This window comes from Streptomyces sp. BR1, from assembly GCF_052373795.1.
GTDB lineage: Bacteria > Actinomycetota > Actinomycetes > Streptomycetales > Streptomycetaceae > Streptomyces.
Genome location: NZ_CM126252.1, coordinates 816061 through 837968, shown reverse-complemented (window position 1 = coordinate 837968; position 21908 = coordinate 816061). Strand labels below are relative to the sequence as shown.

Below are 21908 nucleotides of genomic sequence, written 5' to 3'. Positions count from 1 at the left end.
GGAAGCGTGTTCACGCCGCCGCGCACCCGTCGCCTCGCCGCCTTCGCCCTGACCGGCGCCCTCGCGCTCGCCGCCTGCGCGCCCGCCAACCGCATCTCCGCCGCGGCGGGCGACGAGGACGCGGTGACCGCGTTCCATCACCCCGGCGTCGTCGTCGGGCGCAGCCAGCTCGACACCGTACGTACGAGAGTGCGGGCGGGCCAGGAGCCCTGGCGGACCGCGTACGAGAAGATGCGGACCAGCAAGTACGGCTCGCTCGACTACACCGCCCACCCCGCCGACATCGTCCCGTGCCCGCCCAACGCCGGGCCGCCGTCCTGTCTCGCCGAGCGCGAGGACGCCATCGCCGCGTACACCCAGGCGCTGCTGTGGACCGTCAACGGCAACGAGGCGCATGTCCGCAAGGCCGTCGAGATCATGGACGGCTGGTCGAAGGTGATGAAGGGGCACACCGAGGGCAACGCGGGCCTCCAGACCGCCTGGGCGGGCTCGTCCTGGGCGCGGGCCGCCGACATCGTGCACGCGGGGTATCCCAAGTGGCCGGGCGCGGACGTGCAGCGGTTCAAGTGGATGCTGCGCAAGGCGTATCTGCCCGCCGTCACCGCCAAAGTCCCCGATTACAACGGGAATTGGGAGCTGGCGATGACCGACGCGGCCATCGGGATCGCGGTCTTCGTGGAGGACCGCGACCTCTTCGCCGAGTCGCTGGCCCGCTACCGGGCCCGGGTCCCCGCGTACTTCTACCTCAGCTCGGACGGCAAGCTCCCGAAGGCGCCCCCGGGCGGCACGATGAACACCCCGGACAAGCTCGCCGCGTACTGGTTCGGGCAGCGCACCTACGCCGACGGGCTCGGCCAGGAGACCTGCCGCAATCTGATGCACATCGGCTACTCGCTGGCCGCCTCCGCGCACATCGCCGAGACCGCCTGGCAGCAGGGCGTCGACCTGTACGGGCCGACGGCCGAACGGCTGCGGGCCGCCCTGGAGTTCCACGCCCGCTACCAGCTGGGCGAGGCCGCGCCGCCCTGGCTGTGCGGCGGCAAGGTGGAGCGCACCATGGGGCCCGATGTGGAGGTCGCGCTCAACCATCTGCGCAACCGGATGAAGCTGAAGCTGCCCGAGACCGAGAAACTGGCCGAACGGCAGCGCCCGGCGGGTACGGACGACCTGTTCGTGGCCTGGGAGACGCTGACGCACGCGGAGAACCCGGGCGCCAAGGTGTGACCCTTGCGTCGGGGAGCGTGACGTGCCTCTCAGGGGGCGCGTGACATCTGCGTTCACCACACCGTTTGACGGGCGGCCATGCGCCGGTATCGCGGGGAAGACCTCTGCGTAACACGTGCGCAATGCGGCGGGTATCGAATGCCCACGGACCGTGGGGGTTCAGTCGGCGGTTGGGGGCAATGCGCTATGACGGTGAATCAACTCCCTGTGGACATAGGGGCGTTCGTGCGATACCTGGGCAGGCTCACGGGTCTGCTCGACCGCTCCGGCGGGTGGTACGGGGTCTTCCGACAGCGCGATCCCGACGGCATGGCGGCCTGTCTCGACGGCCGCGAGATCCCTCCGTGGGACGTGGTCGAGTCGCTGCTCCAGGACCTCGCGCCGGCGCACGGGGCGCAGGCGGTGGAGCAAGAGATCGTACGGGCGCGGGCGCTGCACTCCGCGGCCGCCGTCGCGTTCGACAGCAGGCCCGGCGGCCGGGAGGCCCTGCGCGACCGGCTCGCCCTGATGCTGCGCGAACAGGCGTACGCGGCCGACCGCCTCCCGGGCGCGGCCCCCGACGAGCTGCCCTGGATCCACGACGACCTCGCCCGGGCGACCGCGCGCTGCGCCGAACTGCGCTCCCGTATCGCGGCGTTGGGGCCCGAGGTGCCCAAGGGCTGGTTCAGTGAACGGGCGGTGGCGCGGCCCAGGATCGGCGCGCCGGATGCCGGTTCCGAAGCCCCGGCCGCAGGCATCGGGCGGGTTCCGTCACCGCGGGTGCCGGTGTCCCGTCCGGCCAAGCGGCGCATCGGGCGCGGTGCCCGGTTCGCGGGGCTCGACGGGGGCGACGCCTCGACGGAGGAGGGGTTACTTCCGCCCATCGAGGGCGCCGTGCCCACCGGGGCCCGGTTCGGTGGCGGCCCGCAGACCCGCCGGGACCACGCGCGTGGCAAGGGCGCGCCGGAGCAGCAGGAGGCGCGGCCGGACGACGACGCGCGCCGGTCGGTGGGCGCGGCCGTCGCCCAACTGGTGCGGCTGCGACGCCAGGGCCGTACCGGCGAGGCGCACGCCGTACTGTGCGAGGCCGCCGCCGGACCCGCCGATCTGCTGCCGGTGTTCGCCGCCGAACTGCACCGCGCCGGACTCGCCGCCGACTGGGCCACCCTGCTGTGGGAGGCCGCCTCGCTGCCGCCCGACCGGCTGGCCGAGGCCGCCGGGACACTGGCGGCGGCCGGGCAGTCGGCCGACTGCCACCGGCTGCTGCGCCAGGGCGTGGCCCGGCCCGCCGAGCAGATCGCCGACGCGGTGCTCGCCCTGCGCGCCGCCGGGCGGGGCGTGGAGGCGGACACACTGCTGAGCGTCTTCGTCCGGGTGCGCACCCCCGAGGACGCGGCGCACTTGGCGGCGCACGCCCCCGACAAGCTCGCGCCGCTGCTGCTCGCGGCCGCCGGAGAGGTCTCGGACGGGCGACGACGGGACGTGGTCCATGCGTTCCGGGTGGCCAGAATTGCAACAGAACGTTGAAATTCCGGGATTGAGGGGGGCGTGCGGCTGGGCAGGGTCCGTAGCAATGGACATAAGACCCCGCACACTTCAGCCGAGCACGCCCCCGTCGCCCGCGCCTCGGGCGAGCATGCCGTCGCCGCGCACGCCCACCGTCGCCGCGTTCTTCGACGTCGAGGGCACGCTCCTGGCGCTGCCCGCGCTCGACCCGGACGGGAAGGGGCCGCCACTGGGCCGGCTCTGGCACGCGCCGGTCCTGGCCGCCCTGCACGACCACGCGGCCCGGGGCCACCTCCTGGTCCTGGTGACCCCGTCGCCCGCCGGGGCGGTGGCGCCGCTCGCCGGTCACCTAGGGGTGGACGCGGTGCTCTGTTCCCGGCCAAGAGCGCCGATGCGCGGGCAGGGCAAGGGGTACGCCGCCCGCGCCCTGCTGCGCGAGCGCGCCATCCTCGCCGCCGGCTGCTACGCGTACGCCGACGAGGCGGCCGACCTTCCGCTGCTCGCGGAGGTGGGCAATCCGGTGGTCGTCGGCGACGACCCGGTGCTCCTCAGGCACGCCCGGCGCGGCAACTGGGCCCGGCTGCCCGCCCCCGTACCGAGGGAAATGTGATCGACTTCGTGGCGTGACGGCGATGGTCTTGCCACGGTGCGTGACGGGCTTTACGGTCTCTCCACACGCAATCTACGCGTGTCGATGCCTGGCTGACGGCCCGTCTAAGGAGCAGCTCATGGCCACTGTTGTCCGCGCCGCACTGGTCCAGGCCAGTTGGACCGGCGATACCGAATCCATGATCGCCAAACATGAGGAACACGCCCGCGAGGCGGCCCGGCAGGGCGCGAAGATCATCGGCTTCCAAGAGGTCTTCAACGCCCCGTACTTCTGCCAGGTGCAGGAGCCCGAGCACTACCGGTGGGCGGAGGCGGTGCCGGACGGGCCGACCGTGCGGCGCATGCAGGAGCTGGCGCGTGAGACCGGGATGGTGATCGTCGTCCCCGTCTTCGAGATCGAGGACGCCGGTTTCTACTACAACACCGCCGCCGTGATCGACGCGGACGGCAGCTATCTCGGCAAGTACCGCAAGCACCACATCCCCCAGGTGAAGGGGTTCTGGGAGAAGTACTACTTCAAACCGGGCAACCTCGGATGGCCGGTCTTCGACACCGCCGTCGGCCGGGTCGGCGTCTACATCTGCTACGACCGTCACTTCCCGGAGGGCTGGCGGCAGTTGGGACTCAACGGCGCCCAGCTGGTCTACAACCCGTCGGCGACCTCGCGTGGACTCTCGGCCTATCTGTGGCAGCTGGAACAGCCCGCCTCGGCCGTCGCCAACGAGTACTTCGTCGCCGCGATCAACCGGGTCGGCCGCGAGGAGTACGGCGACAACGACTTCTACGGCACCAGCTACTTCGTCGACCCGCGCGGCCAGTTCGTCGGCGAGAAGGCCAGCAACAAGGAAGAGGAACTCGTCGTCCGTGACCTCGACTTCGCTCTCATCGACGAGGTCCGCCAGCAGTGGGCGTTCTACCGCGACCGGCGCCCCGACGCGTACGCAGGGCTGGTGAAGCCGTGACCGCGCTCTTCGACCGCCACCGCGCGGTCATGCCCGAGTGGCTGGCGCTCTACTACCGCCACCCGATCGAGATCACCCATGGCGAGGGCCGTCACGTCTGGGACTCGGCGGGCAACCGCTATCTGGACTTCTTCGGCGGCATCCTCACCACGATGACCGCCCACGCGCTCCCCGAGGTCACCAAGGCCGTCGCCGAGCAGGCCGGGCGGATCATCCACTCCTCCACGCTCTACCTCAACCGCCCGATGGTGGAGCTCGCCGAGCGCATCGCCCACCTCTCCGGCATCCCGGACGCCCGCGTCTTCTTCACCACCTCCGGCACCGAGGCCAACGACACCGCCCTGCTGCTCGCCACCGCCTACCGGGGCTCCAACCAGATCCTGGCGATGCGCAACAGCTACCACGGCCGCTCGTTCAGCGCGGTCGGCATCACCGGCAACCACTCCTGGTCGCCGACCAGCCTCTCACCGCTCCAGACGCTGTACGTGCACGGGGGAGTGCGATCACGTGGCCCGTACGCGGAGTTGAGCGACCGTCAGTTCATCAACGCGTGCGTGGCCGACCTGGAGGACCTGCTCGGCCACACCCGCGACGTGGCGGCTCTCATCGCCGAACCCGTCCAGGGTGTCGGCGGTTTCACCTCACCGCCCGACGGGCTTTACGCGGCCTTCCGTGAAGTCCTCGACCGGCACGGCATCCTGTGGATCAGCGACGAGGTGCAGACCGGCTGGGGCCGCACCGGCGACCACTTCTGGGGCTGGCAGGCGCACGCGCAGAACGGCGCGCCGGACATCCTCACCTTCGCCAAGGGCATCGGCAACGGCATGTCCATCGGCGGTGTGGTGGCGAGCGCCCGCGTCATGAACTGCCTGGACTCCAACTCCATTTCGACCTTCGGCGGCTCCCCGGTCACCATGGCCGCGGGCCTCGCCAACCTCTCCTACCTCCTCGAACACGACCTCCAGGGCAACGCCCGCCGGGTCGGCGGCCTGCTCCTCGAACGCCTGCGGGCCGTCGGCGCCCAGCTCCCCCTCGTACGCGAGGTACGCGGACGCGGCCTGATGGCGGGCATCGAACTGGTCAAGCCCGGCACGGACGACGCCCACCCCGAGGCGGCGGCCGCCGTACTGGAAGCGGCCCGCGAGGGCGGCCTCCTCCTCGGCAAGGGCGGCGGCCACAACACCAGCGTGCTGCGCGTCGCCCCACCGATGACACTGACGGTGGCGGAGGCGGAGGAGGGTGCGGCGATTTTGGAACAAGCGCTGCGAAGCGTGTAGGGCTTGCGCTTTCGAGGTGCCGCGCCCCCCATTCCTTTAGGGGCGCGGGACTGTGACATTTGCGGCTCCGCCGCGTGGGCGCGACCAGCCACAGCGGACCCGCAGACGAAAAACCGCGCCCCCGAGCGGAGCGCGTCGTACGTGTACGAAGGGACAACCCATGAGTACCCGCACACTGATCCGCGGCGGCCTGGTAATCACCGCCGCCGACGAAACACACGCAGACGTACTGATCGAAGACGGCCGCATCGCGGCCCTCGCGGCGCACGGCTCAAGCCCGGCGCAGAGCTGGACCGCCGACCGTACGATCGACGCGACCGGCAAGTACGTCATCCCGGGCGGCGTCGACGCCCACACCCATATGGAGCTCCCGTTCGGCGGGACCTTCGCCTCCGACACCTTCGAGAGCGGCACCAGGGCCGCGGCCTGGGGCGGCACCACCACGATCGTGGACTTCGCCGTGCAGTCGCCGGGCCACGCGCTGCGCGAGGGCCTGGACGCCTGGTACGCCAAGGCCGACGGCCAGTGCGCCATCGACTACGGGTTCCACATGATCCTCTCCGATGTGAACGAGCACTCGCTCAAGGAGATGGACCTGCTGGTGGAGGAGGGCATCACGTCCTTCAAGCTGTTCATGGCGTACCCCGGTGTCTTCTACAGCGACGACGGCCAGATCCTGCGGGCCATGCAGCGCTCGGCCTCCAACGGCGGGCTGATCATGATGCACGCCGAGAACGGCATCGCGATCGACGTACTGGTGGAGCAGGCGCTGGCGGCCGGACGCACCGATCCGCGCTACCACGGCGAGGTCCGCCGGGCCCTGCTCGAAGCCGAGGCCACCCATCGCGCGATCCAGCTGGCGCGCGTCGCCGGAGCGCCGCTGTACGTCGTCCATGTCTCGGCCCAGGAGGCGGTCGAGGAGCTGACCGCCGCGCGGGACAAGGGACTTCCGGTCTTCGGCGAGACCTGTCCGCAGTATCTGTTCCTGTCCACCGACAACCTGGCGGAGCCCGGCTTCGAGGGCGCCAAGTACGTCTGCTCGACCCCGCTGCGGCCTGCGGAACACCAGGCCGCGCTCTGGCGGGGGCTGCGCAGCAACGACCTCCAGGTGGTCTCCACCGACCACTGCCCGTTCTGCTTCGTCGGCCAGAAGGAGCTCGGCCGGGGCGACTTCTCCAAGATCCCCAACGGTCTGCCGGGCGTGGAGAACCGGATGGACCTCCTCCATCAGGCCGTGCTCGACGGCCACATCAGCCGGCGCCGCTGGATCGAGATCGCCTGCGCGAGCCCGGCCCGGATGTTCGGGCTGTACCCCAAGAAGGGCACCATCGCGCCGGGCGCCGACGCCGATGTCGTCATCTACGACCCGCACGCCGAGCAGACCATCTCCGCCGAGACCCACCACATGAACGTGGACTACTCGGCGTACGAGGGCAGGCGGATCACCGGCCGCGTCGAGACGGTCCTCTCGCGCGGCGAACCCGTCATCACCGAGCGGGAGTTCACCGGCCGCTCGGGCCATGGCATCTACACCCCGCGCGCGACCATCCAGTACCTCGGCTAAGCGACCAGGAGCAGCACCACATGGACTTCGGACTCGTCCTGCAGACCGACCCGCCGGCCTCGACGGTCGTCGGCCTGATGCGACGCGCGGAACGCAACGGCTTCCACTACGGCTGGACCTTCGACTCGGCGGTGCTGTGGCAGGAGCCGTTCGTCATCTACAGCCGCATCCTGGAGCACACCGAGCGGCTGCACGTCGGCCCGATGGTCACCAACCCGGGCACCCGGACCTTGGAGGTCACCGCCTCCACCTTCGCCACCCTCAACGACATGTACGGCAACCGGACGGTGTGCGGCATCGGCCGCGGCGACTCGGCGATGCGGGTCGCCGGGCGCAAGCCCAACACCCTGGCCCGCCTCGGCGAGGCCATCGGCGTCATCCGCGACCTCGCCGAGGGCCGCGAGGCCGAGGTCGACGGCCGGACGCTGAAGATCCCGTGGGTGAAGAACGGCAAACTCCCCGTCTGGATGGCGGCGTACGGGCCCAAGGCGCTGGCCCTGGCGGGGGAGAAGGCCGACGGCTTCATCCTCCAGCTCGCCGACCCCTTCCTCACCGAGTGGATGATCAAGGCGGTACGCAAGGCCGCCTCGGACGCCGGACGCGACCCGGCGTCGGTGACGATCTGCGTGGCCGCCCCGGCGTACGTGGGGGACGACCTCGACCACGCCCGCCAGCAGTGCCGCTGGTTCGGCGGGATGGTCGGCAACCACGTCGCCGACCTGGTGTCCCGCTACGGCGAGCACTCGGGCCTGGTCCCGGAGGCGCTCACCGAGTACATCAAGGCACGGCAGGGCTACGACTACAGCCACCACGGCCGCGCCGACAACCCCGACACCGCCTTCGTCCCCGACGAGATCGTCGACCGCTTCTGCCTGCTCGGCCCGGTCGAGGCGCACATCGAGAAACTGAAGGCGCTGCGGGACCTGGGCGTGGACCAGTTCGCGGTGTACGCGATGCACGACGCCCGGGAGGCGGTCATCGACGCGTATGGGGAGCGGGTGATTCCGGCGCTGAGCTGAGGTTTGCCGGTGCCGCGCCCCGGGAGAGCCACTTGGGGCGCGGCGCACCGGCAGGAGAGTCACGCCGCCGGTTTTTCGCGCGCCCGCTGAATCACTCGCGCACCCGCTCAACACCCATACCCGTACGGCCCGTTCGCCTTCTTCTCCCCCCTCTTCCCTCCCCGAACGAAGGCCCGCCCATGACCGACACCGCCATACCGACGGACGACGCCGCCCCGCCGGACGGCCGCTTCGCCAACGAGGACCTGCGGCCGGTGCCGCCGGAGGAACGGCGCTGGACGACGTACAACTTCGCCGCCCTCTGGGTCGGCATGGCCCACAACATCCCCTCCTGGACGCTCGCCTCGGGTCTGGTCGCCCTCGGGATGGACTGGAAGCAGGCCGTGTTCACCATCGCGGTCGCCAATGTGATCGTCCTTGTCCCGATGCTGCTCACCGGGCACGCGGGACCGAAGTACGGCATCCCGTTCCCGGTGCTCGCCCGTGCGTCCTTCGGGGTGCGCGGCGCCAATCTGCCGGCGCTGATCCGCGCGGCGGTGGCCTGCTGCTGGTTCGGCATCCAGACCTGGATCGGCGGCCAGGGCGTCTTCGTCCTGCTCGGCAAGATCTTCGGCGGCTGGGCGGACGCGTCGGAGATCGGCGGTGAACCCTGGACGCTGTGGCTCTGCTTCGTACTCTTCTGGGCGCTCGAACTCGCCATCATCTACCGGGGGATGGAGACCCTGCGCCGCTTCGAGAACTGGGCGGCGCCGTTCGTCCTGGTCGGCGCGCTGGTGCTGCTGATCTGGATCGCCCACAAGGCGGGCGGCTTCGGCCCGCTGCTGGACCAGCCCTCCAAGCACGGCTGGGGCCGCGACTTCTGGCCGGTCTTCTTCCCGTCCCTGATGGGCATGATCGGTTTCTGGGCGACGCTGTCGCTGAACATCCCGGACTTCACCCGCTTCGGCAAGGGCCAGCGTGCCCAGGTCTGGGGCCAGACGCTGGGCCTGCCGACCACGATGACGGCCTTCGCCCTGCTCTCGGTCCTGGTCACCTCGGGCTCGGAGGCGGTGTACGGGACGCCGATCTGGAGCCCGGTGGACCTGGTGGCCAAGACGGACAACGTCTTCGGCCTGCTGTTCGCGCTGGTGACGGTCCTGGTCGCGACGATCTCGGTCAACATCGCGGCGAACGTGGTCTCCCCGGCGTACGACCTCGCCAACCTGGCGCCCCGCTTCATCACCTTCCGCAGGGGCGCGCTGATCACGGGCGTGGTGGGCGTAGTGATCTTCCCCTGGAAGCTGACGTCCACGCCCGAGCTGTACATCTTCACGTGGCTGGGCGTGGTCGGCGGCCTGCTGGGCACGGTCGCGGGCATCCTCATCGCCGACTACTGGATCATCCGCCGCACGGTCCTGGACGTCGCCGACCTCTACCGCCCCGGCGGCCGCTACTGGTACACGGCGGGCTGGAACTGGCGCGCGGTGGCCGCGTTCACGGTCGGCGGCGTGCTGGCGGTGGGCGGCTCGTACTCCACGGTCGACCCGAAGGGCACCAAACAGGGCCCGTTCCCGGTCAACGGCCTGATCCCACCCCTGAAACCCCTCGCGGACTACGGGTGGGCGGTGGGACTCGGCTCGGCGCTGGTGGTGTACGTGGGGTTGGTCATCGCGTCAGGATCAGTCCACAGCTATACGCACGGGCGTGACCTACGCCCTCGGTGAGTGCGGTGACGAAGGCCGCCGGGTCGGTGACGGTCCCGGAGCCGCGCAACTCTGCGCGCGCGACTTTGAGTCCCTTGTGGGGCGCGGGACTTGAGACAGTGGGCAGCATGCGTACCGCGATGGTGTCGGGGTCCGCGGTGACGCCGACGCGCCCGTCCCCGAAGTGGCGCGCGCACCACTTCCGTACGCCGTCCGGCTTGGTGTGCGCCACCCGCTTGCCCCTCAGCAGCCGCCCGTCGGGAGCGGTGCGCCACTTGCTGTAGGTGGGGTTGACGACCGTACGGAAGCCGATGGTGTCACCGGCCCGGAAGGTGCGGTCGACGGTGATGAGGTGCGGGGTGTCGCGGAGGGCGGCTGCGGGGACGTGCCCCCAGTCCGCCGCGACTTTCGACTGGACGACCAGTACGAGAGCGGCCGCCTTGAGGTCCACGGTCCACGTCGACAGCACGCCCATCTGCGCCCGTGGATCGCGACTGCCGTCGTCGACCCAGCCCTGGAAACCGCTCATCACCGTACGGTGCATGTCCTCGGCGTCGATCAGCGACTTGGCCACGTACGGGTGGCGCGCGTCCAGGGTCAGCACGGAGTGGGTCGCGACGAAACGGGCCGTCGCGGTGCGGGTCTGCCGGGATTCGCTCACGAGATGATCTCTTTCGGATTCCATACGAGGGCGTCGGGGGCGATCGCGACCCGGCGGCGGACCTCCCAGCGGGTGGTGTGCTCGGGCCGCAGCGAGTCGAAGCTCACCGGCTGATCGTGCACGGGCGCGGCGCCCCGTTCGGACGGTGCGACCTGGAGCCACGCCCAGGGCCTGCGCGCCGGGTCGGCGGCACCGTCCGGCCCGGGCAGGAGTCCGTGCGTACGGAACGCCGTGTCCAGGTCGCCGGGGACGACTTTGAGGGCCAGAGTGCCGGAAGGGGGACAGGACTTGCGCCCCAGCCACAGCAGCCGCCGCGGGTGCTCAAGGGCTCGGGCCACGGTGTTCAGAAACTCCTCGTCGTCGTGTTCCAGGCCCACCATGAAGGTCGCGTCGGCGAGGTACCACCGCTCGGTGATGAGGGCCGTACGGGCCAGTTCGCCGGAGACGAGTACGCCGGAGAGCGGATCGGCGGCGATCTTCTTGGGCGCGCCGTACCAGCCGGGGAGTGTGTGGTGGCCGAAGCCGTCTCCAGTGGCGGTGTCGAGCCCGGCCGATACCGCGGCGGCGCGCCGGTGGTCGGTGATGAGGTCGCGGGGCCGCAGCGGGTAGGTGCCGGCGCCGACGGTGTGGTAGTCGCGGACGGGGACACCGGGGTGGTCGGCGCGGACGCCGAAGAGGGTGCGGGCCAACTCGCCGAGGAGGGTGAGCTGTTGACGTTCCTCGGCGTCCGCTTGGGCGGACCTCTCCGGTTCCTGTGGTTTCACCAGTCCGATGGACCTCGACAGCCCGAGGGCCGCCGCACACATGCCGATCATGGCCGACTTGGTGGGCCGGGTGTGCGAGTCGCGGCGTGCGGCGAAGCGGCTGGCGGTGCCCCATGACTGCATGGGTCCGGCCAGCCGGACGAGCAGCACGTGCGTCACGAGGTCAGCCCCTGGATGGTGTCCACCGGCGTCGCGCCCAACTCGTCGAGTTCGTCGAGGAGTGCGTCGATCTGCGGGTCGTACGTGAGCAGACGGGCCGTACGGAGGTCTGGGCGGCGCTTGCCGACGAACACGTGATGCGTGAGCAGCCGCTTCACGCCGGCAGGCCCGGCCGGTCCCTCGCCGCCCTTGTCCTGCGGGTTCTCGTCGACCGGCTTCTGGAAGGCGGCCGCGTAGTTGTACGGGCGCTCGCCCTCGAAGGCCAGCACCAGGGCGGGCAGCGAGCCGGTGGAGGCGGTGGAGTTCTTCTTGGCCTCGGGGAACGCCTCGACGAAGGCGGTGACGAACTCCTGCTCGGCGGCGCCGGAGGCCTCCTCGGCCTCCTCCACGGTCATGCCCGCCGCCCGGAGGTTGACCCGCAGCTGACGTCGGTCGAGAACGGCATGCCGGTAGAACGTGCCCGAGATGAGCGATTGATAGCCGGTCATGCCCGCGCCCGCGTCGTCCGCCGCGTCCAGGAAGTCCAGCGCGTTCTTCTTCCGCTCCAGCTTGGCGTCGTCCGCAGCGGCGTAGAAGTCGTCGACCTGCTCGGCTTCGTGGATGGTGAAGGCGTGCGCGCTCTGCACGGCGCCGTCCACGTTGGGCGAGTCGGCGATCTCCGCGAGGAACCTGCCGTACAGCGCGATGTCGATGGCGTCTCGCGGGGCCAGTGCGGTGAGGACGGCGGCGCGGGATTCTTTGGGGAGCGGCGGCAGGTTCTTGGCGTCGGCCGCGTCGCCGTCACCGTCCTCGATATCGTCCGAGGGCTTGCCCACCGCTCCCCGCTTGGTCTTCGGCTTCGCAGTGGCTGCCTGCGCGGCGAGGTACCTGTCCCGCCACTTCAGCAACCCGTCGGCCTCGGACTCGATGTGCGCGGCGATGCGGTCACCGGTGTCGGCCGGGGCGAACACCAGCACCTTGGTGAGGTTGGCGACGGTCTTCTTCGACAGGTCGCCGAACTTCAGCCCCGTCGCCTCCAGTACGGCCCGCGCCGTGACGACGGCCTCGTCCCGGTCCCAGCCGTGGGTGCTCTCCAGCGCCCGCGCGGTGACGAGCGCCCACTCCCGGGTACGCAGCCCGGTGGAGTACCCGGCCAGCGGGCCGACCCCTTCGTTGGCCCGGTTGCGTGTGTGCACGCGCTCGGCCCGGCGCCGTGCCTGGCTGGTGATCATGTGCCGTTCGGCGCCGCCGTACACGATCGTTTTCGGCGACCCGTTCTCATCGCGTACGGGCAGGACCGCGACGAGGGTCTCCAGCAGGTGGAGGGAGAGGAACTGACCGCGCGGAGCGGGGGTTTCGGTCACGTGCTGCTGCCCTTCTGGGTGTTCGTCCGATGGGCGTGCTTGCGGTCGGCGTCGTACGGCTCGTGGAAGTCGACCGCCCAGCTGTAGGCGATACGGGCCTTCCGGTCGTTCCACCGTGTGAGATCCACGACGAGCTGCGTCCAGGACGGGGGCTGCTTCTCGCAGGACCGCAGCCGGGTGATGGTGTGCTGGAGGTGACGCCAGGGGATGCGGCGACTGGCGACGATGCGGTCGATCAGGCGGGCGGCGCCGGGGTCGTCGGGTCCGTGGTGGTCCTTGGTGCCGATCCTGCGCGCCGCCGCGCCCAGGCTGCCGAAGCCCTTCTTGGGTTTGCCGGCACCCTGGTGGTACACGGCGAACAGGAAGGCGACCTGTTCGTAGATCTCCCTGTCGTCCTGAGCGGCGGCGTACCAGCCGGCCCGGATATGGGAGTTGGTCTTCACGCCCGTACGCCGGAGCTGGGCCAGGTCGCCGTAGTGGTGGTGCTGCACCAATGACATGAGCCAGGTGGTGAGCAGTTCCGCGCCGGCCCTGGTCTCCAGCTCGGATTCAATGGTCATGCTCCTGCCTCCTCCTTGAGGTCGGCGAGGTCGTCCGGGGCACGGGAGGCGGCGAGTTCGGCTTCGAAGCGCCTGGTCGCCGCGATGCGGGCGCGCAGGCCCTGCCTGTTCTTCGGCAACGCGTCGAGACGTCGGCTCAGGAAGTGCCGTGCGGATCCGATGAGTTCGGATACGTACTCGGGCATGCAATCGGTCAGCATCTCGCCCTCGGCCACGTCGAGGAGCAGGGTGTGGAAGGGATCTTCGGTCGCCTTCCACTGTTCGCCCCGGGCGTCGAACCGCGCGATCTGGTCCTTCTTGTCGGACGGTTTGGGGTTCGGATACACGACCTCCCAGGCCGCGTACGCAGCCCGGTCCAGACACCGGGCCACGTACTCCGCCACATCCGAGCCGCGCCTCGATGCCTGGGACAGGGCGGTTGCCCGTTCCGGGGCGAAGGGGAAGACGCTGGTCACCCAGCCGATGGGGGTGGTCTTGTTGGAGAGGAGACCGACGGCCAGCAGGTCGAAGGGGTGTCCGTCGGACTCCCTCGCCTTGGGCAGCTTCGCAAGACGCGAGTACAGGTCGCCGGAATCGTCCTCTTTCACCACCGCGGCGTAGAGGGCGTGTGCCTCGCGCCACAGGTCGCGGGTAGGGGACGGCCACAGGGGTTTTCTCTCGCCCGTGCGCGTGACGGACATGACGGCGTCCTGGAGGTGCAGTTCAGGATCGAGTGCGAGCAGTTCACCGGCGCCGACCAGCACGCGGTCGACGGCGGCCTCGTCACCGTCGAGCCCGGGCACCGGCCTCATGAGGACGGACCGTCCCAGGTAGCTGTGGAGGTCGGCGAAGCCGTGGACGGGCCGCGGGGGCGGCTTCTGCTGGAAGCCCCGCCGCGCTATCGGTCCTTGCGTCCACGTCAGGTTGAGGACGCGTGGTTCGTCAGTGGTCGGGGCGAGGTTGAGGCGCAGTGAGTCGCCCAGTGTCCGCCCGAGTACGAGTACTCGGATGCGGCTGCCGAGCCGTCCCGTGGCCAGGTTGGTGATGGTGGCGCCGAGTGTTGCCTTGCCGGATATACGGGCCCGACCTGAGAGCCCGAAGACGTGCTGCGTCAGCATGGCCCGGAAGGCCTCGGCCGCGGGCAACGGGTCCTCGTGGTCGAGGTGGTGGTGATCGGCGAACTGGTTGTAGTCACCGGCGCGTTCGATGACGAGCTGGGCGGGCCCGGTTCCGTACTGGTCCAGAAACTCTGCGAGGAGGGCGTTCTGCCCCAGGGGGCGGGAGGGGTGGAACAGGTCCCAGTCCTCACCGTCCTGATCGGCCAACCATGAGGCGACCCACCTCAACGGGTGAGCCTCCGCGACCCACCGCTGCCACTCCTGCGGCGACGACGGGTAGGTGCCGGAGGCGTAGCAGAGGGCGAGCAGGAACTCGACGAGGGCGGTCTTCTCTCCGGGGGTGCTGCCGTCCACGTCCTTCAGGTCCTCGACCTGTGCGAACAGTTCGACCAGGTTGAGACCGACGACCTGCCCGTCCGTCGTCAGCGCCCGCAGGCACCGGTGCTCACGTGGGTCCCAACGGGGGTGTGTGCCAGTGCCGTTGGGCATGGACAGACCAGCCAGGTGCATGGCGTGCGACCTCGATGTCTCGCGGTTCGTTCACCTGAATGGAGCAGGAAGTTAGCAGGCGCGGGGGGCCGGAGAGGAAGGTTTGCCGGATCCGCGTGTGTCGACGTATCACTCCCGCACCCCTCGCCTCCGCAGGATCGTCAGGGTCGCCCGGGCGTCGCGGCGGCGGGCCGGGTTGCGGGAGGCTACTGAGACGAGGGCGACGCCGAACAGGGTGACGGCGTACGTGAGGCCCGTGATGGCGGCGAGTGTGGTGGCGCCGGTGAGCACGGCGGGCAGTGCGGACATGTGGGTTCCCTCCCGGACTGGCCGTCCGGCGGGTCTGGGTGCCGGGCGGCGGGTGCGGTAGTTGTCCCGCGTCCGGGGAGTTTCCGGCGAGCTCCGGACAGCAGACGGAGGGGCTGTCACGCTGGTCAGGAGCCTGAAAAAACCGTCCGGAGACTTCCGACGAGGGGGCGTTTTGAGCTCCGCGGACACTGGGATCGCCCGCGCTTACCTTGGCGGCCTCTTGAAGCCCCTGTACGACGCCGCCAAAGCGGCAAGCGGAGAGGTCTCGTATAGGCAGATCGAAAGCAACCCGGAGCTGCGGATCGGCACCTCTGCGCTCGGCGGATGGTTGAATGGGGAGGCGGCGCCCCTGGAGTTGGCCAAGTACATGGCATTGGTCGACTACTTGGAGGACAAGTGCGGTCGACCGCACCATCCTCGCGCGGTCTGGCTAACCGCGATCAAGAACGCGATGGACGAGCGCGACAGGAACCAGGGCGGGCGGCCGCGTAAGGGCACCCGAGCCGCGACCGTGGACCCTCTCCGTTACGTTCGCACCGCCCAGCAACTCCTCCCCACCACGTTCGTCGGACGTGAGGCAGAGCTCGATCGACTGACTGTGTTGATTCGAGAAGAGTCGGGATACCTGGCACTCGTCGCGCCACCCTGGGCGGGGAAGACCGCGTTCCTGGCCGCCTTCGTCTTGCACCGCGTGCCGGAGGACACCGACGTCATCGCCTACTTCGTCCGCCGGGGCACCAGCGCGGACAACGCCACGCACTTCCGTAGGAAAATGATTGCCCAACTGCGCCTGCTCGTAGGGAAGAAGGGGCAGAACAAGACCGGCACGGATGACGAGGCGACCCTTCTGGACCTGTATGAGGAGGCCGCCCATGCGAGCATCGTGCGCAGCCGGCGACTCCTTCTGGTCATCGACGGGCTCGACGAGGACGCCGGAGCAGATTTCGTCGGGCAGAGCATCGCCTCCCTGCTGCCGAAACAGGCGCACCCAGGGCTCTGTGTGCTGGTCAGCCGCAGGTGGCACCCGCCTCTGCCCACTGACGTGGACGAGGACCATCCGTTGCGGGGCGCGAGGGCCGTAACCGGGTTTCGGTCATCTCCTGAGGCTCATGCTCGGCGAAACGCCGCGCTGCGGGATCTGGCTGCCTTGCTCAATGAATCTACGGGCTGGGGACGGCAGGTCGTCGGGTTCCTGACTGTCGCCCGAGGCGGGCTCGCCTATTCCGATCTGCGCGAGCTGATCGAGGGCGGCGGACATGGTCCCGTGCCGACCCCGTACGAACTGGAGGAAGCACTGGGCCACGTGGCCGGGCGGGTCCTGGGTCCCGACGACTTGGCGCCCGGCACCTTCGTCCTGGCCCATGGCGAACTGCACCGCACGGCCGAGCAGTCGTTGAGTCCCCGCACCCTCGCCGAGCTGACCGAGCGTCTGCACGCCTGGGCTGACGGCTATCGAGCCGACGGTTGGCCCGAATCCACCCCCGCGTATCTGCTCCACCCCTACCAGGAGCGCCTGAGAAGCACCCATGATCTCGACCGCTTCACCACCTTCGCGCTCGACCATCGTCGTCTGCTGCGCCTCGCCGACCGGGGGCGTACCGACTTCGCGTTGGCGTCTCTCGATGACGTCACGCACGCGACGCCAACGCCCGCCGTCCTCGCATCGGCCGCCGCTTCCCGGTCGCTCCTGGAGGGGCAGGACCGAGTGGTGCCGCGTGAGGTCCTTCGCGCTCTGGTCGTGGTCGGGGACATCGCGCGGGCCCGTTCGATCGCGTTGTCACCCATGGATCCCGCCTCCAAGGCGGCCCGGCTCATCGACGTGGTCCGGGCTCTCCCGGCGATGAAGACGGCGGACGGGGCGAAACAGGCGTCGGATCTCGCGCGCGAGGCCGCCCGGTGGGCCGAACGGGCCCGGCATCAGGACACCGTGTCCCACTCCGCAGCGGAGCTGGACACCCACGCAATCATCCCCCGCGCCGCCGTCGCGCTCGCCGCCGTGGGGTTGACGGACGAGGCGATCCGCTTGCTGAACACGGTCGACACTTGCCGGCCGGACCATGTCTCAGCAGTGGCCGAAGCCGCGTCCCTGCTGCTCAGGACCGATCCCGCCGTCGCGGGCGGACTGCTCGATCAATTGACGTACGAGGCGGAGTACCAGGCGGAAGCGGAAGAAGGTCGACCCGCCTTCGCGGTGGAGGCATGGGCAGCCGTGGCCGCGGCCGATCCAGCGCGGGCCGAGTCGATTCACCGCGTCATGAAGGAGTTCGCCGAAGGGCTGGAAGCGGCGTCGGTGGGCCTTGCAGCAGCCGACTGCCCCGCCCTGGTGGCCTCCGCCCTCGCCGACGCCATGCCGGATGAGGCCCGCGAACTCGCCGAGAGCGCTTGGCGCAACGTACTGGAGGCCCAGGACATCGCCCCACCCGACGAGCTGCGCGAGTCGCTGGCGCGGGCAGCCCAGGCGCTGCTCGACGTCGGAAAGTCGCCCGATGAGGTGCACGCCGAGCTCGCCGACGTACCCGCAGAACTCGCCTCCCGGGCCGCGCTGTTGCTCGACGGTTTTCCAGACGGCGAGGACGAGGAGGCTGCCGAGACGGCAGAACTGCTCGCGGACATGGACCGTCTCTCGGACCTCGGAGACGGCCCCCAGCTACGTCAGTGCCTCGATCGCTTCATGGCCCGGACCACCGAACAGAGCGCGCCAGTCGCGTGGTTGCCCTTCCTCGCCGAGGCTCTGGCCGGTGCGGCCGACGACCACGAGGAGGCCCTTTCGCGTGTGGTGGCCGGGTTACCGGACACGCCCCTGTACGTACGGGTCCTGACTTCAGCCGCGTTGGCGCACTCTGAGGTGTGTCGCCGCGACGCGGCGTTGTGGTGTGCAGAGAAGGCGGCCGGGATTGCCCAACGCATGAAGGACTCCCAGTCGCCGGAGGTACGGGCCCTGGTCGCCCAGGCATTCGCGCACGCCGGAGACGCCGAGCGGGCCCGGGCGTGGGCCGCCCCGGCTCACGGACGCAGAGGGCGCGGCAAGGCGGGCATCCCGTACCGGCGGGCCGCTCTGGCCGTCGAGGTGGGCCTCGAACCGGAGGCCCTGGTCGCGCGTACCGTTGCCGACGGCTTGCCGAGGATCGGAATCGGCGGACCCGGGGCCGACTTGGTCGAAGCCCTGCACCGCCATGCCGCCGGAGCCCGGACAGCAGCCCACGTCGCAAAGCTGGAGACCACCGCACACGTCCGTCTGCGCTCAGACCCCCTGCTCGCCACCGGCCTCGCCCTGCTCCACGCCGTGCTGGGTGACACCGAGCGTGCACACGGCACGGTCGCCGATCTGCCGGACCCGGCCGCCCGGGGCACGGCGCTGGCGACCGTGGCCGCGTACCTGGCGGGCGTCCCCGCGCACTTGGACGTGGCCGCCGACGGTGACGACTGGACGCTCTCGGTGCTCCGGACCCTCGCGCATCACATGCGTCCGGCAGGGGAAGGACCTCACGACGCCACCGTCGTACGGAAGTTGGCCGTCGAAGCCCTCGGTACCAGCGCCTGGTACCAGGCCCTGCCGGTGCTGGCTCGCACCGGGCCCGAAGCCGTGCATGGAGTCGTCGACGTTCTCGACCAGCACCGTGAGTCGAGGCGCGCCGGGTCGTGAACCGGGCCCGCCCCGCCGCCCGGCTACGGCACCCGCCCCGTCCACTCTTCCGTGGAGAACTTCGTCTCCGCCAGCTCCCGGGCGCGGGCCATCTCCTCGTCCGTCACCCGGCCCTCGGCCAACCCGTACCGCCCCCGGAACGAGGCGATCATGCGGTCGATGACCGCTTCGCGGGGCAGGCCCGTCTGGCGGCGTAGGGGGTCGACGCGCTTCTTGGCGCTCTTGGTGCCCTTGTCCGAGAGCTTCTCGCGGCCGATGCGCAGGACTTCGAGCATCTTGTCGGCGTCGATGTCGTACGCCATCGTCACGTGGTGCAGCACCGCGCCGTCGTCCGCCACCACGCGCTTCTGCGCGGCGCCCGCGATCTTGCCCGCGTCCGTCGCTATGTCGTTGAGCGGCTGGTACCACGCCTTGACGCCCATGTCGCCGAGCGCGCCCAGGACCCAGTCGTCGAGGTAGGCGTACGAGTCGGCGAAGGAGAGGCCGGAGACCAGGGCGTCGGGGACCGACAGCGAGTACGTGATCGTGTTGCCCGGCTCGATGAACATCGCGCCGCCGCCCGACACCCGGCGCACCACCGTGATGCCATGGCGCTCGGCGCCCTCGGGGTCGACCTCGTTGCGCAGGGACTGGAAGCTGCCGATGACGACGGCGGGTGCGCCCCACTCCCAGACGCGCAGCGTCGGCGGGCGGCGGCCGGCCGCGACCTCGGCGGTGATGACCTCGTCTAGCGCCATGTGCAGGGCGGGGGACTGGGGGCCGTCGTGGATCAGCTGCCAGTCGTAGTCCGTCCAGTCCGTGGCGTGTGCCAGCGCGCGGCGGACCGCGACGCCGACCCCCTCCGCCGTCAGTCCGTACATCGTCGTGCCCGGTGGCAGCGCCGCCTCGATACGGGCCGCGAGCCCGGCGGCGTCCGTGTCGGCCGGGGCGCCCTCCAGCGCGCTGTTGATGGAGAGGATCGCCTCGTCCGGTTCCAGGAAGAAGTCGCCCGCGACCCGCACGCCGCTCAGGACCCCGTCCTCGACGTCCAGGTCCACCACCACGAGCTTGCCGCCGGGGACCTTGTACTCACCGTGCACCGCTGCGCCTCCATCCGTTCCGAGCACGATCAACGTTACGGGCGGGGTCTGACATTCCGGGACGGGCCCGTCTAGCCTGCAGAGATGTTCACCACCCGGCCCACCCTCCAGGGCACCTTCGGCATGGTGTCCTCCACCCACTGGCTCGCCTCGCAGTGCGCGATGGCCGTCCTGGAAGACGGCGGGAACGCGTTCGACGCGGCCGTCGCCGCGGGCTTCGTCCTGCATGTCGTCGAGCCGCATATGAACGGTCCGGCGGGCGAAGTACCGATCCTGCTCGCACCCACCGGGGGACCGGTACGGGTGCTGTGCGGGCAGGGGCCCGCGCCCGCCGGGGCCACCGTCGCGCACTACCGTGCGCTCGGCCTCGACCTGGTGCCCGGCACCGGACCGCTGGCCGCCGCCGTGCCCGGCGCCTTCGACGCCTGGATGGTGCTGCTGCGCGACCACGGCACCATGCCGCTCGCCGACGTCCTGAAGTACGCCATCGGGTATGCCTCTGACGGGCACCCGGTGGTGGAGAGGGTCGTCGAGACCGTGGACAGCGTGCGCGCGTTGTTCGAGAGCGAGTGGGCCTCCTCCGCCGAGGTGTATCTGCCGGGTGGCCGGGCTCCGCGGCCCGGACAGCTGCTGCGCAATCCGGCCCTCGCGCACACCTGGCGCAGGCTCCTCGCCGAGTCCGAGTCCGAGTCCGAGTCCGAGCCTGAGTCGGCCGCCACGCGCGCGTCCGCCTCCGGTGACGCCCGGGTCCGCCAGATCGAGGCGGCCCGCCGCATCTGGCGTGAGGGATTCGTCGCCGAGGCCCTTCTCGCCCAGTCCGCCCGCCCCACCCTGGACACCAGCGGCGAACGCCACACCGGCACGCTGACCGCCGCCGACCTCGCCGGCTGGTCCGCGACGTACGAGGCGCCCGTGACGTACGACTGGAACGGCTGGACCGTCTGCAAGGCGGGCGGCTGGAGTCAGGGGCCGGCCTTTCTGCAGCAACTGGCGCTGCTTCCTGGTGAGTTGCCGCCTTACGGCTCCGACGAGTACGTCCATCTCCTCGTCGAAGGGTGCAAGCTCGCCATGGCCGACCGGGAGGCCTGGTACGGGGACGCGGCCGAGGTGCCGCTCGCCGAGCTGCTCTCGGACGGCTACAACGCGGCCCGGCGCGCGCTCGTCGGCCCGGCGGCCTCGTACGAGCTGCGGCCCGGCAGCCCGGGCGGCCGCATACCCCGCGTCGCCGAGCACGCCCTACGCGCGCGTGGCGCCGACTTCGCGTACGCACGCGTGCCCGGCGCGGGAGAGCCCACCGTGGGGCCCGACGGGGCGACCCGGGGCGACACCTGTCATCTGGACGTCGTCGACCGCTGGGGCAACATGGTCGCCGCGACCCCGAGCGGTGGCTGGCTCCAGTCGAATCCGGTCGTGCCCGAGCTGGGGTTCCCGCTCGGCACCCGGCTCCAGATGACCTGGCTGGAGGAGGGCCTGCCGAACTCGCTGACCCCGGGCCGCCGCCCCCGTACGACCCTGTCGCCCTCGCTGGCGCTGCGCGACGGTGTGCCGGTGCTGGCGTTCGGGACGCCGGGCGGGGACCAGCAGGACCAGTGGCAGCTGCACTTCTTCCTCGCGGTCGCGCTGGGCGCGCGCGTACGCGGCGGGCTCGACCTCCAGGGCGCGGTCGACGCCCCGAACTGGCACAACGACTCCTTCCCGAGCTCCTTCCACCCCAGGGTGACGCTGCCCGGCAGTGTCACCGTGGAGTCGCGGATCGGCGCCGACGTCATCGACGGGCTGCGGCGGCGCGGACACCGCGTTACGGTGGGCGACCCCTGGTCGGAGGGGCGGCTGTGCGCGGTGGCGCGGGATCCGGAGACGGGCCTGCTGTCCGCCGCCGCGAATCCGCGCGGGATGCAGGGGTACGCGGTGGGGCGCTGACGCGGGAGGCGGCGCAGCAGCGGGGCCGCATCGCCCCGGCACGGCAGATCAGCCAGATCTGC

At 70.7% G+C, this 21908-nt stretch carries 17 protein-coding genes; 10 read left to right on the top strand and 7 right to left on the bottom strand.

The window, feature by feature from the left end:
* The first annotated feature begins 6 nt into the window (after positions 1-6).
* The 8 genes from ACT1U9_RS03765 (at position 7) to ACT1U9_RS03730 (ending at position 9843) form a co-directional block, all read left to right on the top strand.
* Positions 7-1224, top strand: a complete 1218-nt coding sequence (locus ACT1U9_RS03765) for an alginate lyase family protein (RefSeq protein ID WP_444536930.1) — start codon at positions 7-9, stop codon at positions 1222-1224.
* Between the two features lie 186 nt (positions 1225-1410).
* Positions 1411-2730 (top strand): hypothetical protein, encoded by a 1320-nt coding sequence (locus ACT1U9_RS03760; RefSeq protein WP_444536929.1) that lies wholly within the window; start codon positions 1411-1413, stop codon positions 2728-2730.
* A gap of 109 nt (positions 2731-2839) precedes the next feature.
* Positions 2840-3319 carry an HAD family hydrolase gene (locus ACT1U9_RS03755; protein WP_444536928.1) on the top strand — a complete coding sequence of 160 codons (480 nt, stop codon included), beginning with the start codon at positions 2840-2842 and terminating at the stop codon, positions 3317-3319.
* Positions 3320-3437: 118 nt separating this feature from the next.
* On the top strand, positions 3438-4280 hold the full coding sequence (locus tag ACT1U9_RS03750) for a nitrilase-related carbon-nitrogen hydrolase (protein ID WP_444536927.1): 843 nt from the start codon (positions 3438-3440) through the stop codon (positions 4278-4280).
* Positions 4277-5557, top strand: a complete 1281-nt coding sequence (locus ACT1U9_RS03745) for an aspartate aminotransferase family protein (protein ID WP_444536926.1) — start codon at positions 4277-4279, stop codon at positions 5555-5557. Before ACT1U9_RS03750 ends, ACT1U9_RS03745 begins: the two co-directional genes overlap by 4 nt.
* A 160-nt stretch (positions 5558-5717) precedes the next feature.
* Positions 5718-7121, top strand: a complete 1404-nt coding sequence (hydA, locus tag ACT1U9_RS03740) for a dihydropyrimidinase (RefSeq protein ID WP_444536925.1) — start codon at positions 5718-5720, stop codon at positions 7119-7121.
* A gap of 20 nt (positions 7122-7141) precedes the next feature.
* Entirely contained in the window at positions 7142-8140 is a 999-nt protein-coding gene (locus ACT1U9_RS03735; protein WP_444536924.1) for a TIGR03842 family LLM class F420-dependent oxidoreductase, read from the top strand.
* A gap of 179 nt (positions 8141-8319) precedes the next feature.
* Positions 8320-9843: an NCS1 family nucleobase:cation symporter-1 gene (locus tag ACT1U9_RS03730; protein ID WP_444536923.1), complete on the top strand. Its 1524-nt coding sequence runs from the start codon at positions 8320-8322 to the stop codon at positions 9841-9843.
* Here ACT1U9_RS03730 and ACT1U9_RS03725 read toward each other — a convergent pair.
* The 6 genes from ACT1U9_RS03725 to ACT1U9_RS03700 all read right to left on the bottom strand — a co-directional run bounded on the left by ACT1U9_RS03725 (position 9785) and on the right by ACT1U9_RS03700 (position 15204).
* Positions 9785-10483 (bottom strand): type I-E CRISPR-associated protein Cas6/Cse3/CasE, encoded by a 699-nt coding sequence (locus tag ACT1U9_RS03725; protein WP_444536922.1) that lies wholly within the window; start codon positions 10481-10483, stop codon positions 9785-9787. The genes ACT1U9_RS03730 and ACT1U9_RS03725 overlap by 59 nt on opposite strands.
* Positions 10480-11406 carry a CRISPR-associated protein Cas5 gene (cas5, locus tag ACT1U9_RS03720; protein WP_444536921.1) on the bottom strand — a complete coding sequence of 309 codons (927 nt, stop codon included), beginning with the start codon at positions 11404-11406 and terminating at the stop codon, positions 10480-10482. The genes ACT1U9_RS03725 and cas5 overlap by 4 nt, the downstream gene beginning before the upstream one ends.
* Entirely contained in the window at positions 11403-12749 is a 1347-nt protein-coding gene (locus tag ACT1U9_RS03715) for a type I-E CRISPR-associated protein Cas7/Cse4/CasC (protein WP_444536920.1), read from the bottom strand. Before ACT1U9_RS03715 ends, cas5 begins: the two co-directional genes overlap by 4 nt.
* Entirely contained in the window at positions 12746-13309 is a 564-nt protein-coding gene (gene casB / locus ACT1U9_RS03710; RefSeq protein ID WP_444536919.1) for a type I-E CRISPR-associated protein Cse2/CasB, read from the bottom strand. The genes ACT1U9_RS03715 and casB overlap by 4 nt, the downstream gene beginning before the upstream one ends.
* Positions 13306-14895 (bottom strand): type I-E CRISPR-associated protein Cse1/CasA, encoded by a 1590-nt coding sequence (locus tag ACT1U9_RS03705; RefSeq protein WP_444536918.1) that lies wholly within the window; start codon positions 14893-14895, stop codon positions 13306-13308. Before ACT1U9_RS03705 ends, casB begins: the two co-directional genes overlap by 4 nt.
* Before the next feature lie 129 nt (positions 14896-15024).
* Entirely contained in the window at positions 15025-15204 is a 180-nt protein-coding gene (locus tag ACT1U9_RS03700; protein ID WP_444536917.1) for a hypothetical protein, read from the bottom strand.
* 172 nt (positions 15205-15376) lie between these two features.
* On the opposite strand from ACT1U9_RS03700, the gene ACT1U9_RS03695 reads away from it, so the two are divergent.
* The gene (locus ACT1U9_RS03695; RefSeq protein WP_444536916.1) at positions 15377-18847 is read left to right on the top strand and encodes a hypothetical protein; all 3471 of its coding nucleotides are present in this window, start codon (positions 15377-15379) and stop codon (positions 18845-18847) included.
* Positions 18848-18870: 23 nt separating this feature from the next.
* Here the strand turns inward: ACT1U9_RS03695 and ACT1U9_RS03690 are convergent, their stop codons facing one another.
* Positions 18871-19926 carry a lipoate--protein ligase family protein gene (locus tag ACT1U9_RS03690; protein ID WP_444536915.1) on the bottom strand — a complete coding sequence of 352 codons (1056 nt, stop codon included), beginning with the start codon at positions 19924-19926 and terminating at the stop codon, positions 18871-18873.
* 84 nt (positions 19927-20010) lie between these two features.
* On the opposite strand from ACT1U9_RS03690, the gene ACT1U9_RS03685 reads away from it, so the two are divergent.
* Positions 20011-21846: a gamma-glutamyltransferase family protein gene (locus ACT1U9_RS03685; protein ID WP_444536914.1), complete on the top strand. Its 1836-nt coding sequence runs from the start codon at positions 20011-20013 to the stop codon at positions 21844-21846.
* The last annotated feature ends 62 nt before the right edge of the window (positions 21847-21908 follow it).

Bases quoted from the DNA above. Each gene is read 5' to 3' on its own strand.
- ACT1U9_RS03735 (WP_444536924.1), top strand. From the start codon at position 7,142: ATGGACTTCGGACTCGTCCTGCAGACCGACCCGCCGGCCTCGACGGTC.
- ACT1U9_RS03685 (WP_444536914.1), top strand. From the start codon at position 20,011: ATGTTCACCACCCGGCCCACCCTCCAGGGCACCTTCGGCATGGTGTCC.
- ACT1U9_RS03700 (WP_444536917.1), bottom strand. From the start codon at position 15,204: ATGTCCGCACTGCCCGCCGTGCTCACCGGCGCCACCACACTCGCCGCC.
- hydA (WP_444536925.1), top strand. From the start codon at position 5,718: ATGAGTACCCGCACACTGATCCGCGGCGGCCTGGTAATCACCGCCGCC.
- ACT1U9_RS03755 (WP_444536928.1), top strand. From the start codon at position 2,840: ATGCCGTCGCCGCGCACGCCCACCGTCGCCGCGTTCTTCGACGTCGAG.
- ACT1U9_RS03750 (WP_444536927.1), top strand. From the start codon at position 3,438: ATGGCCACTGTTGTCCGCGCCGCACTGGTCCAGGCCAGTTGGACCGGC.
- ACT1U9_RS03730 (WP_444536923.1), top strand. From the start codon at position 8,320: ATGACCGACACCGCCATACCGACGGACGACGCCGCCCCGCCGGACGGC.
- ACT1U9_RS03760 (WP_444536929.1), top strand. From the start codon at position 1,411: ATGACGGTGAATCAACTCCCTGTGGACATAGGGGCGTTCGTGCGATAC.
- casB (WP_444536919.1), bottom strand. From the start codon at position 13,309: ATGACCATTGAATCCGAGCTGGAGACCAGGGCCGGCGCGGAACTGCTC.
- ACT1U9_RS03705 (WP_444536918.1), bottom strand. From the start codon at position 14,895: ATGCCCAACGGCACTGGCACACACCCCCGTTGGGACCCACGTGAGCAC.